Raw genomic sequence first — 17,023 nt, forward strand, 5'->3', positions numbered from 1 at the left:
ATCATATATATGACTCGTCAATGGGTAACAGAGCGTACATACGAAGATATTAAGTATGAATCTTATAATGGTATCGCTAAAATTACAATTAATCGTCCGGAAGTGCGCAATGCATTCCGTCCAAAAACAACTTCAGAATTAATCGACGCATTTACACGTGCACGTGATAATGCAAATATCGGTGTAATTATTTTAACTGGTGAAGGCGACCAAGCTTTCTGCGCAGGCGGAGACCAAAAAGTTCGCGGAAACGGTGGCTATGTTGGAGATGACAACATTCCTCGTCTAAACGTATTAGACTTACAACATTTAATCCGTATCACGCCAAAACCTGTAGTAGCAATGGTTGCTGGTTACGCAATTGGTGGCGGACATGTATTACACATCGTTTGTGATTTAACTATCGCAGCAGAAAACGCTCGCTTCGGCCAAACTGGACCTAAAGTAGGTTCATTTGACGCTGGTTACGGTGCAGGTTACTTAGCACGTATCGTTGGCCATAAAAAAGCACGTGAAATTTGGTACCTATGCCGTCAATACGATGCACAAGAAGCATTGGATATGGGCTTAGTAAATACAGTTGTTCCTCTAGAAAGATTAGAAGACGAAACTGTTCAATGGTGTGAAGAAATGCTTTCTAAATCACCTACTGCATTACGCTTCCTAAAAGCATCATTCAACGCAGACACAGATGGTTTAGCAGGTCTTCAACAATTCGCTGGAGACGCAACTTTACTTTACTATACAACAGACGAAGCAAAAGAAGGTCGCGACGCATTCAAAGAAAAACGCGAACCAGACTTTGGCCAGTTCCCACGTTTCCCTTAATAGCTAAGGAAGACAGCCTAAGTTTGTCGTAACGGTTGCATGACCAACAAAATGCTCTCCAGCTGAGAGCAGTTATTGCCTGAAGCTGGAACTGTTGAATAAATACTTCAAGTAATCTTCAACAAAAGACAGCTCAGAAAAGTTGTCATTTTAAGCTGTCCTCTAAGGGCAGCTTTTTTTATCAACATAATTAAGGCGGGGGTGAAAAAATGATACCAAACTGGCTTTTACAACGTAGCCTATTAACACCTGAGCGGATTGCACTTAGCTTTGAAGAAGAAGAACAGTGGACGTTTAAAGAAGCAAATGAAAAAGCAATTATTCTAGCAAAAAAATTAACTGCAAAGGGTGTAAAGCAGCGATCAAGAGTAGCTATTTATGCACCATCCCATCCCGATATTATTTGGATGATGTATGCTTGTATGCATTTGCAATGTGAGATGGTACTATTAAATTTACGATTAACAGAAAAAGAGCTGGCTTATCAAATTGATGATGCGGCAGTTGATTTTATTTTGGTAGAGGACTTACTAGTGGAGAAATTACCTGTTAATAAAGTGCCAACATTGTCTTTTAATGAAATTAATAAAAGTCATCAGCGAGACTTCGATCTTGCAGGTGAGTGGGATGATGATGAAACGATGACAATCATGTATACATCTGGTACCACCGGCTATCCAAAAGGAGTTCGCCAAACGGTAGGGAATCACGTTTCAAGTGCTACTTCCTCCGTTTATAATATGGGCTTAGTAGAGGGTGATTGCTGGCTTTGTACAATGCCATTATTTCATATCAGTGGATTTTCCATGCTAGCTAAATCATTATTGCACGGTGTTGAAATTAAACTCTATCCTAAATTTAACGTTAAAGAAATAGTAAATGAATTAGTAGCAGGTACTGTAACAAGAATGTCAGTTGTATCTGTCACTTTAGAAAGAATTTTATCGGAGATGGAAGCTAGAAATGCTAAAGTTTCTCCAAAGTTTTTAACAATGCTTGCAGGGGGCGGTCCTGTTCCAATCGATTATTTAAAGCGAGCGGGACAACTTGGGCTTAATGTTTCCCAAACATACGGTATGACAGAAACATCTTCTCAAACAGCAACTTTATCAAGTAAAGATGCAATACGTAAATTAGGATCTGCGGGTAAAGCACTCTTTTTCAATCAAATCCGTATCGATGGAGCAGAGAAAGCTTTCGAACAAGGTGAGATTTTAATTCGTGGACCGCATGTAACGCCTGGGTATATAGGGCGATTTGCAGATAAATCTTCTCAGGACAATGGCTGGTTACATTCAGGAGATATTGGTTATTTAGACGATGAAGGTTATTTGTATGTAGTTGATCGTCGTTCAGATTTAATCATTTCTGGTGGTGAGAATATTTATCCTGCGGAGATTGAAAATGTGCTTGTCTCACATGAAGCTGTGCGTGAGGCTGGTGTATGCGGAGTAGAAGATGATAAATGGGGGCAAGTGCCTAACGCATTTGTTGTTTTAAAAGAAAGAGTAAATGTAGATGAATTGTTGGCATTTTGCAAGGAACATTTAGCCAATTATAAAGTACCACATCGAATTTATATCGTCAGTGAATTACCACGCAATGGTTCAAATAAGTTATTACGAAGAAAATTAAAAGAGCTATTAAACAAAGACTAAAATCAAGATATTTAAATTAATTAAACCACCTATGATTAATATCATAGGTGGTTTAATTGTGTATTAACAGCATTGATTACAAATTTAGTAGCTTTTAATATGTATTTAAATTGGTTTAAATGAATTATTTTCCATTATGTTGTATAATTTTATTATTTGTGAGAGGAAGTTATAAATCATGACAAAAGATTTTCAGCAAGTTGTTATTCCTGAGTCGGTTATTGGTGGTGTCACAATTTGTCCTTCATTCGAATTACCATATAATGAAGGTGCTGTAACTGGTATATACTCTGATGTAGAACAAATAGGATATATTGTACAACAACTCCAATACAACACTCAAATAAATCTTCACTTTAGAAAAGAAGGGGGCTACGAAAGGTTAACGGTAATGGAAACCCTAAAGTTTGAAAGGGCTTTATATAATTCTAATGCAGAACTTGATGAAATCCTTAAAATGACTGGGTTGATGGATAAAAAAGGTGTGAAAATCAAGGATTTAAATGATGTACAAGTCCAAAGAGTTCGGTTTGCCAAATTATTAATGCATGAGCAACCTATACATATTTTAGAAGAGCCTTTTCAAAATCTAGACGTTGAAACTAAACGTATTGTCGATATTGTCATTACAACATTAAAGGAAAAAGGATATATTGTATATCTATTGGCGAATAGTTTAGAAGATCTGCTGAGTTCATCAGATCAACTATACCGTCTGGATTCAACAGGGTTAGAACCATTGGATTTACAAGAAGAGAGAATAGAATCCGAGAAATCACCTGAAACAGAAAGTCAGCTAATTAAATTAGAGAAAATCCCTACCAAGCTGAATGACAAATTTATATTATTTAATCCACCAGAAATTGATTATATTGAGAGTATAGATGGATTAGTGAATGTATATGTCAGTGGAGATACATTTCCGTGTACTTTAATACTTAATGATCTCGAACAACGTCTAGTTCCATTCGGTTTCTTCCGTTGCCATCGCTCGTATATTGTTAACTTACAAAAGGTTAGAGAAATTGTGACGTGGACAAAAAATAGCTATAGCTTAATTTTATCTGGAAACGAAAGAACGCATGTTCCTTTATCTAAAAGTAAGTTAGTAGAATTAAAGAAAATAGTCGGAATATAAATTATTTCTCAGGAAATAATCGACCTTCATTCACCCATAATTTGATATCATTCACCATCATATAGCTCCATTCACTCGATATATAATGCACATTCATAAAGTCTCTTGTATTCTTAGGTCAAGATCGAACACAGGGGGAATACTAATGGAAACAATAATTGAAGTAAGCCATTTGGAAAAGAGTTTTCAAAAGGAGAAGGCAATCCGAGATGTTTCTTTTGAAATTAAAAAGGGGGAAATATTCGGTTTCCTTGGACCAAGTGGATCGGGGAAAACAACTACAATAAAAATTTTAACAGGGCAACTTACTGCATCAGGTGGAGATGTACGCGTTTTTAATAATGATGCGAGAGCATTGCAACAACCAGCAGCACGTAGTCGATTTGGTATCTTAACAGATAATAGCGGTTTATATACGAGGATTTCAATTGAAGAAAACCTCCTACTATATAGTAAATTATATAATTTGCCTGATTCATCAGTTGAGGAGGCGCTCAAGTTTGTTAATTTATATGAGGAACGTAAGAAACGTGTTAATACTTTATCAAAAGGAATGATCCAACGAGTTACATTGGCACGTGCTATTTTACACAAACCAGAATTGTTATTTTTAGATGAGCCGACTTCTGCGCTGGATCCAGTGAACACTAATCATATTTATGCAGGATTACGTAAATTAAATGAGATGGGAACGACAATTTTCTTAACAACGCATGATATGGCAGAAGCTGAGGTGCTTTGTAATCGTGTAGCTTTTCTTGATAAAGGGACTATACGTGTAATTGGTTCACCAACCGACTTAAAACGCCAATTTGGAGATGACTCATTAACAGTTGAACTATTGGATGGTAGAAAGGAGATAATTGGTAAAGGTGCTGGGGATGCTAAACAAATGTTTGAATGGATGCAAAATAATCAAGTAGACCGTATATCGACTAATGAACCGAGTTTAGGGGATATTTTCGTACAAGTAACGGGGAGGGAACTACTATGAATACATCAGTTAAAAGAATCCAAGCAATTTTAGTGAAAGACTACAAGGAGTTTTCGCGCAATTTAGCAGTATCATCAATGATCTTTGCACCACTTATTTTAGCTGCTTTTTATGCTCGAATGGGTGTTGATACGATTCAAGGGTACTTTATGTCGATTAACATTACATTTTCGGTGGTAGCTACCTACGTCCAATGTTGCTTGATTGCTGAAGAGAAAGAGAAGAATACACTGAGGAGTTTAATGTTATCACCAGCATCGACTTCTGAAATCCTAATTGGTAAAAGTACACTAACATTTATATCAACTATGCTTATTGTAGGGGGATGTATGTATTTCTCAGGGTATATGCCAGGGAATTTAGCAGTGATGGCATTAGCACTAATGTTATCAGCGGTATTTTATATAGCTGTAGGAACATTTTTAGGTCTTTTTGCTAAGTCTGTAATGGAATCGTCTGTTATTGTATTACCCGTACTAGCTATATTTTCATTTGGACCAATGGGGATGACGCTTATTGAAAATTATCCTATATTGAAAGTAGTCGAATGGCTACCAAGTGTTCAAATTGTTCTTTTGGGAGAGCTACTTGAAAAAAGTTTTGCTTTAGGGGATTTAATTAAGCCATTTGCAGTGATTATTGGTTGGATTATTATAGCAGCTATAGCTACAGTGGTTACCTTTAAAAAACGAATGGTGGATTAATTGGGAAATTAAAAACCCGTGCATAGAGCCGGTATACGGACTCTTTGTACGGGTTTGATTTTTTGCTTAGCTCATATTATTTTGATTCATTCAAAGCCTTTTTTAATGTCTCGATATCTTTTTTCATTAAAGTAAAATATGTTTCTTCGTTGTTAATGTCCTTATCTGTAAGGACACTTAAATTGTGAAGAGTAAGCGGTTCAGCACCTACTTCTTTTTGGATGACCTCTGCTAACTTAGAAGAAATATTTTGTTCAAATAAAATATAGTGAATATGATCCTCTTTTGCTTGATCGACAATTTTAGTTAATTCTTTTTGAGAGGGTTCGTCTTGTGAATTTAACCCGGCTACTGAAACTTGAGTTAATCCGTATGTTCCAGCAATGTAGCCAAATGCAGAATGAGATACAAAAAATGTCTTAGAAGGGGAATTCTTCGCCATTTCTTTAAATTCTCTATCTAAATCTTGAAGTTCTGAGATTAAAGACTTGTAATTTTGTTCAAATTCTTCTTTATGATTTGGTTGAGTTTTTACTAAAGCGTCTTTAATAGAAAGTGCTAAATCTTGGCTGATGATAGGTGAAAGCCATACATGGGGGTCAACATCACCATGTGCATGATCTTCTTCAGCTTCATGATCATGTGCAACACTTGTACTAACGTCTAGTTTTTCCACGGAAACATTAGCAGCAGTTTCAATAAATTCTACATTCTCATTTTTTAATGTTTTTTGGGCATTGTTAACAAAGCCTTCAAGACCTAAACCAACATAGAAAAATAAATCCGCATCTGCTAAATTCATCATATCTTTTTGCGTTGGGTCAAATGAATGTTCATTTGATCCAGGAGGGTAAATTGAATTAACTTCAACATGCTTACCACCAATACGTTCTGCGAAGTAAGTTAAAGGATAAACAGTAGTGTAAATAGAAAGTACGTCTTTTTTACTTTTATCCTGATTTACTTGGTCATCTGCATTGCAGGCAACAGTAAATAAAGCGAGTATAGCAATTAAAAATATAGATAGAGCCTTTTTCATATAAGCACCTCTTAAATAGTAACCATTACGATTTGTTTTTTAACATGTTTTATCATACAAGAGTTTATAAAAAAACACAATAAAAAAAGCCCCGAAACTAATCTTTTTTCGGAGGCCATTCTTCTGGTACGGGGTCATATCCACCTGGATGTAGCGGATTACAGCGTAAAATGCGACGGATTGCTAAGTAAGCACCCTTAAAAGCACCGTGTTTTTCAATCGCTTCCAACCCGTAATTTGAGCATGTTGGGTAAAATCGACATGATGGTGGAGTCAAAGGTGAAATCGCTTTTTGATAAATGCGAATAAGGAATTTGAAAATATACTTCATTTACTGTTCTTCTTTCTCGGCAGTATAAAAAGGCTGCGTTGGTTTAGGATCAATCGTTTTATGTGAATCTTTTTGGTTGTTTTTTGCGATATAGTAAATTAAATAACTTGCTAAAACTACTGTCAAAATAACAACAGGCATTATGGCAATCCAAGCAATCGACATTTATTTCACCTCAATGATTTCTTCATGTTTATTTTACTTAAAATAGCGGTATATTAACAGTATAGTGCTTAAAACAAAATGAGGAGTGTGAAAGTTTTATGTCAGCTTTACAAAATGAATTAAACCAACTAGTAGCATCATGGTCGGTGCTTTATACAAAATTACATAACTACCATTGGTATGTGAAAGGTCCGTCTTTCTTTACGTTACATGAGAAATTTGAGGAATTATACAATGAAGCAGCGACTCATTTAGATGAAATTGCAGAACGTATATTAACTTTAGGTGGACAACCTGTAGCAACATTAAAAGAACATTTGGAAATTTCCAATGTAAAAGAAGCAACTGGTAACGAATCAACAAATGAAATGGTTGAAGCTGTTATTAGTGATTTTGAAATCATGATGAAATCCTTAAAATCGGGAATGGATGAAGCGGCAAAAGAAGAGGATGATATGACAGAAGATTTATTAAATGCTACCTATCAAAGTCTGGATAAACATGTTTGGATGTTAAAAGCATTCTTAGGTTAGCTAATAATAATGTTAAGACCAGTAACGAAAAGTTACTGGTCTTTTTATGTGTCTTCATATAGGCTTTACATATCTAAGTATTATTTTCCGAATAAGAAAGGTGGATGTACGATGAAATTATTAGGTTGCCTACATGCCCATTATTCCAATATCCGATATATAGAAGAGGCGTTATCTGGAATGAATGTGGAGTTACAGCATTTTGTCGATCCAGGTTTAATAAATCGCATCAATCACGATCATACATTTTCAATTGAAGAAGCAAAACGCAAAGTAATCGAGCAGATTCAATGGATAGAGAACAGTGGTGTAGATGCGACTTTGATTACTTGTACGAATTATATTGCTTTATTGGATGAAAATTATCAAAGTATGAAACCAATAATTAAATTAGACGAACCTTTCTTCCAAGAAATTTGTGACTTATCAAAGCCATTAAAAATTGTATTTACGAATCCAGCAACAGTTGAAGGAACCATCAACCGCTTGAATCAATTCGCAAACAAAGATAGTAAATCATTAGATATTGAAGTACATATTATTGAAGGTGCATTCAAGCTAGTCATGGAAGGCCAACTAGAAGAACACAATAGAATTGTCACTAAAGAGTTAGAGAAGTTGGTAGAAGACAGTACTCAAGTAATCGCAGTAGCACAGTTATCGATGGTAGAAGCAAGTAAACAAATAAATAGTGATATTCTTAATCCTCTCCAAACTCTTGTACCGGCGATTCAAAAAAATTGTGACATATAAATGTTACAAGGGATTTTTTGCATGCATTTAATAATATCTTGGAATTTCCGATACTATTAAAGATAAGGGAGTGATACTAATGGATATTAACTCTATGATGTCAATGGATCTTGCACAGCTGCAACAGACAGTACAAATGAGCGTTCTGCAAAATTCGATGAATATGCAAGCGACAGCAGCCGTACAGTTATTAGAAGCAATGCCAGAGCCTGCTCAAGCGGCTCACCCTTATAAAGGGGCAACTATTGACGTCCAAGTTTGATTTGCTTAAGCCGCGTACTTCAACTTTGTAGTACGTGGTTTTTTTATTGGGTTGAAAAAGTTCTAATTACGAGTTATAAAACTGAAAAATTTGACTACTATATGTTGGAAATATAAAATTAGAATGTAATTATGTTTGAAACAATATGAAGTGAAAAGAGGAGTGTGCAAAATGGCTATTAATGTGTATCTTAATTTTAATGGAAATTGTCGCGAAGCAGCGGAGTTTTATGCAGAGGTTTTTAACACAGAGAAACCAGAAATTATGACTTTTGGTGATTCGCCACAAAATCCTGAATATACTTTACCAGAGGAAGCAAAAGATTTAGTCATGCATACTCGACTAAACATTCTTGGAAGTAATGTTATGTTTTCTGATGTTTTCCCTGGTTCTCCTTTTATAGTAGGAAATAATGTTAGCTTAGCCGTTGTTAGTGACAATGAAGAAAAACTTAAATCTGCATTTGATGCACTAAAAGTTGGTGGAAAAGTTGCTATGGAGTTACAGGAAACATTTTGGAGCAAATGCTATGGAAGTTTAAAGGACAAGTTTGGTATCGAATGGCAATTTAGCCATGAGGGTGAAGAAGCTTAATATATTTGGTGTTGGATATACTTTTTGCAGTACTGTCCGAGCTTTAATAAGATGAATAAAATGTGGCACATTAATAGGGTTTATCTAAATAATATCAACAATAAAAATTTTGAATCCGCCTTTACTTAAAGATTCGTAGAGGCGGGTTTTTACGTTTTATTTATACTACGTAAGCAATATTCACTTGCTGAGCAATAGAGAAAGGTTGTTTATGTGAGGTATCTAAATCTAATTTATTCAATGTTTCATAAAAGCATTTCTTTATGATGCTCTTCACTGATAACTTTTGCTGGACGTCAAAGTATAATTGATTTAGATTAGGTTATCCTATATTAAAAAAAGGATGATATGATGAATAAACCCATTACACTTTACGTTTCGATTGCAAATCAGCGTTACTATACTTCTCCTGACGAATCCCCATGGGAATTTAAACTTCAAATCGAACCTCAATATATAAAAATTTTTGACCAACTATTTAATCAAGCGGAATACTTTGATGGGAAGAGTATATGGAGAGCTCAATTACCTTACATTCCATACCATTTAGATCAGGAAAACGATGAAGTTGATCTACGTTTAAAGAAACTGTATGCACTTGTTCATGAATTTGGCGATACTGAAACGAAGCAACTAATTGAACAAATGCCATATTATAGTTGATTGAAAAACATACCTTCGTTACACTTAGAGCAATAGGGAGTGATCGAAGGTATGTTTACATTTACAGATTTAAACGGTAATGGTGTAGAATTATCTTTTAAGAAAAATGCTTTTAACATGGAGCCTAAGCATGTACTAGTCTTGGCTAAATATCATAAACAGTGGTTATTAACGGAGCATCCAAAACGGGGCCTTGAATTTCCTGGGGGCAAAGTAGAAGGAGAAGAGACGTTAGCACAAGCTGCTGAAAGGGAAGTATATGAAGAAACAGGTGCTATCATTCATGAGATAGAATGGTTAGCAACCTACTATGTTCATGATGAGCATCCATTTAGTAAAGCAGTATATGTGGCAAATGTATTGAAAATCGATGACATTCAGCAAAAATTTGAAACGAATGGAGCTGTATTGCTATCGGATGAAGAGTTACATAATAATGATCGACTAAGTTTCTACATGAAAGATGCAGGGATGAAAAAAATGTTGGAGAAGGTGAGTGAGCGTGAAGATAAATGGCTTCGTTGAAAGTCGTCGTGATTATCCGTCTCCAAATCCCAAAGTTCGTCTAACTGAAATTACATATTGGTCAGAAGGTTTACGAGTGAAAGGATTACTTGCAGAGCCAGTCGCAAAGGGTATTTATGAAGGACTACTCTATCTACGTGGTGGTATGCAAGGGATTGGTATGGTGCGACCTGCTCGTATTGCGCAATTTGCATCGCAAGGATTAGTGGTTTTTGCACCGTATTACCGCGGAAATCGTGGTGGAGAAGGTCGAGATGAATTTGGTGGAAATGACCGTTATGATGCAGTAAACGGTGTCGATGTATTAAAACAATTTTGTCGTACACATCGCATTCATATTTTCGCGTTTTCTAGAGGTGGTCTGATGGCGCTTTGGACTGGGATTTTGCGAGATGACATTACATCTATTGTGACTTGGGCAGGTGTTTCTAATCCTAAATTTACGTATGAAGAACGTATAGATATGCGCAGAATGATGAAAAGGGTAATAGGTGGATCACCAACAAAGGTGCCTGAGGCTTATGAAGAGCGTTCACCAATTGCGGAGATAAGTAAATTAAATGCACCGGTATTAATTATTCATGGTAAAAAGGATGAGAACGTTGGATTGCATCATGCTTTATTGCTTGAAGAAAGCTTAAAGGCATTTAATAAGCATGTAGAAACATGGTATTTTAATGACTATACTCATTTTTTCCCTAGTGCAGTCAATCAAAAAATGGTTAAGAGCGCATGCAATTGGATGAAACTCCAAAAGGGGTGAACTTATGCTAGGTTATGTGAAAATAACAGTCGACCTGGATAAAGTAAAAGTTGATGCAAGTTTTGAGGAAATATATCCATTTTGGCCGACTCTTTGCGATGAATTCACAAAAGAGTGTGTAGATGTAGAAATTCAAAGTTGGCAAGAAGAACATGACGTTATTGAAGAGTTAAAAAAAATATCAGATATCTCTAAAGATGAAGGTCTTATAAAAATTCAAAGAATTCCTCTAACAGATGATAATCGTACGTTTTTTAAAAATCATGCAGCTAATAAAGAGGGAAAATTAAAATGGTTCTCTATGCGCTATTATGATGAAAATGGTAATGGCAGAATAGAGGTTAGGGATTACGGCTTTGAGGTGCGCTTTAATAAGGTCACAGGAGCATATTCTGAAGAAGTGATACAACAATTTTCTAATCCTCATACAGAGGCGGTATTTTATGATGATGACGTTGAATAATCAAACAAAAACATTCAGAATGCTCATATCCTGAATGTTTTTTGTTTGATTATTATTTTAGATGCTTGGCCCTGTTTTTTATAGTCAAGCGCTACGATTCTCTTAAGAAAAATGATACCATAACAATGCTTTCGAGAATATTTGTAGAGTAATAGCTAGAATGAAATAAAAAAGCTGATTTAACTCAGAAAAGGACAGGTGTTTTTGAAAAGTTGACTATTTTTAAGATTGTATATTTAGCATTTAAATTAATTTATTTATTAGGAGCAATTGTTTTATGGATTCTATATAAGCGTTATAAAGATAAAGAAGTAGAGGTTCTTACATTTCATCGTATCATTACAATTATATTAATTTTTATTGTTTTGAATATGGTATTAGGGATAATTAATGTGTTTGTGTAATTATTGGCCACTCTAAATAAGTAGCATATTCGAATTATATTCGTCATCATTTTTCTAACTTCAAAAAGTTGATTGGAGCGGAGGTGGCGACTCCCGCAGAAAGAGTCCACCGTAGTGGAAATTAACGGTCTTATCAATTTATATATATTTTAAAATAAAAAAGACCACTCGGAGAGTGGCCTTTTTTGTTATATTGCATGAATTAAGCGATAGGACCGCCGTTTTTCACGATATCTTCTGATACAACACCGAATTTTTTAAAGTTTTCTCGGAACATGCCAGCAAGTGCAGAAGCTTTTTGATCATAAGCTTCTTTATCTTTCCAAGCGTTTCGTGGATTTAATACTTCAGTAGGAACACCTTCAACAGCTACAGGCATTTCTAAACCGAAGATAGCATCTTTTTCAGTAAAGACGTTATTTAGTTTACCGTCAATTGCAGCGCGAACCATTGTACGAGTGTAAGAAAGTTTCATACGGTTACCAACGCCGTACTCGCCACCAGTCCAACCAGTGTTTACTAAGAAAACGTTTACTTCGTGTTCGTCGATTTTGTTACCTAACATCTCAGCGTAAACTGTTGCTGGAAGTGGTAGGAATGGAGAACCGAAGCATGTTGAGAATACTGGTTCAGGTGAAGTAACACCACGTTCAGTACCTGCTAGTTTAGATGTGAAACCACTTAAGAAGTGATACATTGCTTGCTCTTTTGATAACTTGCTGATTGGAGGCAATACGCCAAATGCATCTGCAGTTAAGAAGATGATTGTTTTAGGATGGCCTGCAACAGATGGATCAACAATGTTTTCGATATTTTGGATTGGGTAAGCAACACGAGTATTTTCTGTTAGCGAAACATCATCGTAGTCAGGAATGCGTGTTTCTTCATCTACTACTACGTTTTCTAATACAGTACCAAAACTGATAGCATTGTAGATTTCAGGTTCTTTCTCTTTAGAAAGGTTGATAGTCTTAGCGTAGCAACCGCCTTCGATATTGAATACACCGTTGTCAGACCAACCATGTTCATCATCACCGATTAGTTTACGATCTGCATCTGCAGATAAAGTTGTTTTACCAGTTCCAGATAAACCGAAGAATAATGCTACATCGCCTGCTTCACCAACGTTTGCTGAACAGTGCATTGAAAGAATACCTTGTTGTGGTAATAAGTAATTCATGATACCGAAAATGGATTTTTTCATTTCTCCAGCATATTCAGTTCCGCCAATAAGGATGATACGTTTTTCAAGGGAAACGATAATGAAAGTTTCTGAATCAGTACCGTCTACTGCTGGGTCCGCTTTGAAAGTTGGAGCAGAAACGATTGTGAAGTCAGCTTCATGAGTTTCTAATTCCTCTTCAGTAGGACGAATGAATAATTGATGTGCAAATAGGTTATGCCAAGCGTATTCGTTCACTACACGAATAGCTAAACGAGATGATGGGTCTGCACCTGCAAAACCTTTAAATACAAATAATTCTTCTTTTTCTTTTAAGTAGTTTACTACTTTAGTGTATAATGAGTCGAAGATATCCGACGAAATTGGTCTGTTTACTTTACCCCAATCAATTTTGTCTTTTGAACTGTCTTCTTCAACCATATATTTATCTTTAGGAGAACGACCTGTATATTTTCCTGTGACTGCTCTTACTGCACCATCAACAGTTAGGATTGCCTCACCGCGTGAAGTAGCTTTTTCTGTTAATTGTGGTACTGAAAGTTGTTCAAGAATATTTTCACCTTTCAATAATTCCTTCAGTTCATTCGTAATTTCTACTGAATTCATCGTTTTACGTACCATCCTTTTTATATTATTCCTCTTAATAGAGGGGATTTATAATTCATTTCGGAAATTAGTATAACACATTTAGTTAATTAATCTATACTAATCACCATATAATTTTTTTGAAAGTTGTACTTTTTTTTAGAAATAAAAAAGAGGTTGACAACTTAGCTATAATGTTCTAATATGAGAAATTGAACGGATACTCTTATCCCGAGCTGGTGGAGGGTCAGGCCCTATGAAACCCGGCAACCTGCATTGTGATTTTATGTGATGCGCTGGTGCTCAATCTGATGCAAGGATTTAATCCTTGAACGATAAGAGTGAAAGGTGCTTATGAATTATTCCCTTCCACTCATTAGTAATAATGGGGGGAAGGGTTTTTTTATTTAAAATAGACCAATTCCTAAATTTTTGATAAGTATATGTAATTTATGCGGTTCTATTTATATAGTGGCACTTTCTAGAATCCTCGTGTTAAAGGCAGCAACGGCTTGGCGTTCAATCCTACTGGAAAGAACTAACATGGGTAATGAGTACCGTATCATTTCCGAGGCAATCTCGCAGATAATAGGAGGAAACCAAATGACAAACCGTCGACTGTTTACATCAGAGAGTGTAACAGAAGGACATCCAGATAAAATTTGTGATCAAATTTCGGATGCCATTTTAGATGAAATCGTTTCAAAAGACCCGAATGCACGTGTAGCATGTGAAACTACAGTAACAACTGGTCTTGTATTAGTAGCAGGAGAAATTACAACATCAACTTATGTTGATATTCCTAAAATCGTTCGTGAAACGGTAATGGAAATCGGCTATACACGTGGTAAATATGGCTTTGATGGCGAAAACGTAGCTGTTTTAACGGCAATCGGTGAGCAATCAGCTGATATCGCATTGGGCGTTGACCAAGCACTAGAAGCACGCGAAGGCTCAATGACAGATGAAGATATTGAAGCAATTGGTGCAGGTGACCAAGGTTTAATGTTCGGATACGCATGTAACGAGACACCTGAGTTAATGCCTTTACCTATTAGCTTGGCACATAAATTAGCACGACGTTTAACTGAAGTTCGTAAAACAAAAGAGTTAGATTATTTACGTCCAGATGGTAAAACACAAGTAACAATCGAGTATGATGAAAATAATCGTCCAGTTCGTGTGGATACAATTGTTATTTCAACTCAACATGATCCAGAAGTAACATTAGAGCAAATTAAAGAGGATTTACAAGCACGTGTAATTGCTCCAGTTGTACCTACTGAATTACTAGATGAAAAAACAAAATACTTCATCAACCCAACTGGTCGTTTTGTAATTGGTGGACCAAAAGGTGATGCAGGCTTAACAGGACGCAAAATTATCGTAGATACTTATGGTGGATATGCTCGTCATGGTGGCGGTGCTTTCTCTGGTAAGGATGCGACTAAGGTTGACCGTTCTGCAGCTTATGCAGCACGTTATGTTGCCAAAAATATCGTAGCAGCTGAACTTGCTGAGCGTTGTGAAGTACAATTAGCTTATGCAATTGGTGTTGCACAACCAGTTTCAATTGCAATCGATACTTTCGGTACTGGTAAAGTAAATGAAGCAGATTTAGTTGAATGGGTTCGTGAATTATTTGATTTACGCCCAGCTGGTATTATTAAAATGCTTGATCTACGTCGCCCAATCTATAAACAAACAGCTGCTTATGGTCACTTTGGCCGTACAGATTTGAATGTTCCTTGGGAAGCTACAGATAAAGCTGCCGTTTTAAAAGAAAAAGCGGGACTTTAATTCAATCTAAAAAATCTCAATAACATAAAATATCCCGAGTTACATGTTGATTATTTAAGTAATCATCGTAGCTCGGGATATTTTTTATTTTATATAGAAGAAACTCATAGTAAGAGAATAAAAAAACCTGAGAAATCGTTTGAAAAACGATACTCAGGCATCTTGATTGAATTATTTTTGAAGTGATTTATAATATTGTCCTTTTTCGTAATACTCGTTGACAATACGGTCCATATCTTTTTTATCTTCCTCTGTTAACTCTCTAATAACTTTTGCAGGGCGTCCAAATGCTAATGTGTTTGGAGGGATTTTCTTGCCTTGTGAAACGAGACTGCCGGCACCTATAAATGCACCTTCACCAATTTCAGCACCATCTAGGATAATTGAAGCCATCCCGACAAGAGCGCCTTTTTTTACAGTACAGCTATGTAATGTTACTTGATGTCCAATTGTCACATCGTCTTCTAAGATAAGTGGATAAGCAGGACTTTGATGTAAACAACATAAATCTTGGATATTCACTTTGCGTCCGATAATCGTAGGCGAAACATCTCCGCGAATAACTGTATTGTAAAAAATAGAAGAATCAGGTCCGATAGTAACATCACCAGTGATAATTACGTTATCACCGATAAAAACGGATGGGTCAATAGATGGTTTTTTGTCTCTAAATGGATAAATCATCGAAAAACGCCTCATTTCAAGTTATTATGTATTATTATCGTAACAAAAGGAAGCATTGAATGGAACTGAAATAGTCAGAATACGTTAGAATATATACATAGGAATTTATGAGGTGAGAGAGTAATGTGGAAATGGGAAACGGATGGCCAAGCAAGAGCTGTCGCTGTAATAATACATAGTGCATACGAACATCATCGTCGTTATGCATGGTTAATCGAAAATTTAAGAACATCTGGTATTCATGTTATTTCAGGAGATTTACCTGGACATGGAGAAGAGAGTAGACATAAACGTGTGCATAGTGAAGAGTTTAAAAGTTACGAAACATTTGTTAAACAACTAATGCAAGCAGCTTTAACATATAACTTACCTGTATTTGTAGTGGGACATGGTTTAGGAGCTATTTTAGGAATCCATGTTGTTGAAAAATTCAAGTACGAATGTACAGGTGTGATATTAACGTCACCTTGGATGCATTTAAAACACCAACCATCCAAATTATCAAATGCTTTAACAGGTCTAAGTAAACTGACTGGAAATCTGAAAATCAATCATGAAATCAACATTAAACACTTAACGAGAAGCTATGAATTTTATAAAGAAGAAAAAGATGATATTTACTATAATGATGTCATTACTGTCAATTGGTATCGTGAACTTCATGGATTCATGAAAGGAATATCACAACAAACGGTATTTCCAAATATCCCGATTTTATTAATGACTGGTGGCAACGATAAAATAGCGGATGTAGCGTATTGTAAAAAATGGCTAGCACAACAAAGTTTATCAGAGTATCAATATAAGGAATGGAAAGCTTGTTATCATGATTTGTTCCAAGAACCTGAACGTGAAGATATTTATGCATATATGGAAAGTTTTATCTTTAATACATTAAAATCAGTTGGATATATTATTTAAGTTTAGACGGAATTTTACAAAATTCCGTCTTTT

20 protein-coding genes and 1 riboswitch are annotated in these 17,023 nt (G+C 35.7%); of the genes, 15 read left to right on the forward strand and 5 right to left on the reverse strand.

Annotation, left to right across the window (positions count from 1 at the left end; translation table 11 throughout):
• The first annotated feature begins 9 nt into the window (after window positions 1-9).
• The 5 genes from menB to AC3IS5_RS04235 all read left to right on the forward strand — a co-directional run bounded on the left by menB (window position 10) and on the right by AC3IS5_RS04235 (window position 5,322).
• The gene (gene menB, locus AC3IS5_RS04215; protein ID WP_038188163.1) at window positions 10-828 is read left to right on the forward strand and encodes a 1,4-dihydroxy-2-naphthoyl-CoA synthase; all 819 of its coding nucleotides are present in this window, start codon (window positions 10-12) and stop codon (window positions 826-828) included.
• A 209-nt stretch (window positions 829-1,037) separates the two neighbouring features.
• The gene (locus tag AC3IS5_RS04220; RefSeq protein ID WP_489426685.1) at window positions 1,038-2,486 is read left to right on the forward strand and encodes an o-succinylbenzoate--CoA ligase; all 1,449 of its coding nucleotides are present in this window, start codon (window positions 1,038-1,040) and stop codon (window positions 2,484-2,486) included.
• A gap of 178 nt (window positions 2,487-2,664) precedes the next feature.
• On the forward strand, window positions 2,665-3,624 hold the full coding sequence (locus AC3IS5_RS04225; RefSeq protein ID WP_489426686.1) for a response regulator transcription factor: 960 nt from the start codon (window positions 2,665-2,667) through the stop codon (window positions 3,622-3,624).
• Window positions 3,625-3,769: 145 nt separating this feature from the next.
• The gene (locus tag AC3IS5_RS04230; RefSeq protein WP_489426687.1) at window positions 3,770-4,618 is read left to right on the forward strand and encodes an ABC transporter ATP-binding protein; all 849 of its coding nucleotides are present in this window, start codon (window positions 3,770-3,772) and stop codon (window positions 4,616-4,618) included.
• Window positions 4,615-5,322 carry an ABC transporter permease gene (locus AC3IS5_RS04235; protein WP_489426688.1) on the forward strand — a complete coding sequence of 236 codons (708 nt, stop codon included), beginning with the start codon at window positions 4,615-4,617 and terminating at the stop codon, window positions 5,320-5,322. Before AC3IS5_RS04230 ends, AC3IS5_RS04235 begins: the two co-directional genes overlap by 4 nt.
• Window positions 5,323-5,398: 76 nt before the next feature.
• On the opposite strand, the gene AC3IS5_RS04240 is transcribed toward AC3IS5_RS04235, so the two are convergent.
• The 3 genes from AC3IS5_RS04240 to AC3IS5_RS04250 all read right to left on the reverse strand — a co-directional run bounded on the left by AC3IS5_RS04240 (window position 5,399) and on the right by AC3IS5_RS04250 (window position 6,857).
• Window positions 5,399-6,361, reverse strand: a complete 963-nt coding sequence (locus tag AC3IS5_RS04240) for a metal ABC transporter solute-binding protein, Zn/Mn family (protein WP_489426689.1) — start codon at window positions 6,359-6,361, stop codon at window positions 5,399-5,401.
• A gap of 97 nt (window positions 6,362-6,458) precedes the next feature.
• Complete coding sequence (yidD, locus tag AC3IS5_RS04245; RefSeq protein WP_038188145.1) at window positions 6,459-6,692, reverse strand: membrane protein insertion efficiency factor YidD; 234 nt, start codon at window positions 6,690-6,692, stop codon at window positions 6,459-6,461.
• Complete coding sequence (locus tag AC3IS5_RS04250) at window positions 6,693-6,857, reverse strand: hypothetical protein (protein ID WP_489426690.1); 165 nt, start codon at window positions 6,855-6,857, stop codon at window positions 6,693-6,695.
• 98 nt (window positions 6,858-6,955) lie between these two features.
• Here AC3IS5_RS04250 and AC3IS5_RS04255 point away from each other — a divergent pair, with 98 nt between their 5' ends.
• The 8 genes from AC3IS5_RS04255 (at window position 6,956) to AC3IS5_RS04290 (ending at window position 11,413) form a co-directional block, all read left to right on the forward strand.
• Entirely contained in the window at window positions 6,956-7,390 is a 435-nt protein-coding gene (locus tag AC3IS5_RS04255) for a Dps family protein (protein WP_489426691.1), read from the forward strand.
• Between the two features lie 111 nt (window positions 7,391-7,501).
• The gene (locus tag AC3IS5_RS04260) at window positions 7,502-8,143 is read left to right on the forward strand and encodes a hypothetical protein (protein ID WP_489426692.1); all 642 of its coding nucleotides are present in this window, start codon (window positions 7,502-7,504) and stop codon (window positions 8,141-8,143) included.
• 79 nt (window positions 8,144-8,222) lie between these two features.
• Entirely contained in the window at window positions 8,223-8,405 is a 183-nt protein-coding gene (locus AC3IS5_RS04265) for a YjfB family protein (RefSeq protein WP_038188115.1), read from the forward strand.
• A gap of 171 nt (window positions 8,406-8,576) precedes the next feature.
• Entirely contained in the window at window positions 8,577-8,999 is a 423-nt protein-coding gene (locus tag AC3IS5_RS04270) for a VOC family protein (protein ID WP_489426693.1), read from the forward strand.
• A gap of 351 nt (window positions 9,000-9,350) precedes the next feature.
• A complete protein-coding gene (locus AC3IS5_RS04275; RefSeq protein WP_053416703.1) occupies window positions 9,351-9,662 on the forward strand; it encodes a hypothetical protein in 312 nt (103 codons plus the stop codon).
• A gap of 51 nt (window positions 9,663-9,713) precedes the next feature.
• Entirely contained in the window at window positions 9,714-10,187 is a 474-nt protein-coding gene (gene ytkD, locus AC3IS5_RS04280) for an RNA deprotection pyrophosphohydrolase (RefSeq protein WP_489426694.1), read from the forward strand.
• A complete protein-coding gene (locus AC3IS5_RS04285; protein WP_489427815.1) occupies window positions 10,165-10,950 on the forward strand; it encodes an alpha/beta hydrolase family protein in 786 nt (261 codons plus the stop codon). The genes ytkD and AC3IS5_RS04285 overlap by 23 nt, the downstream gene beginning before the upstream one ends.
• A 4-nt stretch (window positions 10,951-10,954) precedes the next feature.
• Complete coding sequence (locus tag AC3IS5_RS04290; RefSeq protein WP_489426695.1) at window positions 10,955-11,413, forward strand: hypothetical protein; 459 nt, start codon at window positions 10,955-10,957, stop codon at window positions 11,411-11,413.
• A gap of 606 nt (window positions 11,414-12,019) precedes the next feature.
• Here the strand turns inward: AC3IS5_RS04290 and pckA are convergent.
• Window positions 12,020-13,606, reverse strand: coding sequence for a phosphoenolpyruvate carboxykinase (ATP) (gene pckA, locus AC3IS5_RS04295; protein ID WP_489426696.1), 1,587 nt, complete (start codon window positions 13,604-13,606; stop codon window positions 12,020-12,022).
• A gap of 202 nt (window positions 13,607-13,808) precedes the next feature.
• A riboswitch (SAM riboswitch) is annotated at window positions 13,809-13,927 on the forward strand.
• Window positions 13,928-14,188: 261 nt separating this feature from the next.
• On the opposite strand from pckA, the gene metK reads away from it, so the two are divergent.
• Window positions 14,189-15,385, forward strand: a complete 1,197-nt coding sequence (gene metK / locus AC3IS5_RS04300; protein ID WP_489426697.1) for a methionine adenosyltransferase — start codon at window positions 14,189-14,191, stop codon at window positions 15,383-15,385.
• A 171-nt stretch (window positions 15,386-15,556) separates the two neighbouring features.
• Here metK and AC3IS5_RS04305 read toward each other — a convergent pair whose 3' ends face one another.
• Window positions 15,557-16,069 carry a gamma carbonic anhydrase gene (locus tag AC3IS5_RS04305; RefSeq protein WP_427733631.1) on the reverse strand — a complete coding sequence of 171 codons (513 nt, stop codon included), beginning with the start codon at window positions 16,067-16,069 and terminating at the stop codon, window positions 15,557-15,559.
• Between the two features lie 123 nt (window positions 16,070-16,192).
• Between AC3IS5_RS04305 and AC3IS5_RS04310 the strand changes: the two genes are divergently transcribed.
• Window positions 16,193-16,990, forward strand: coding sequence for an alpha/beta hydrolase (locus AC3IS5_RS04310; RefSeq protein WP_489426698.1), 798 nt, complete (start codon window positions 16,193-16,195; stop codon window positions 16,988-16,990).
• Window positions 16,991-17,023 lie beyond the last annotated feature (33 nt).

Source organism: Viridibacillus sp. KH_047, assembly GCF_057838945.1.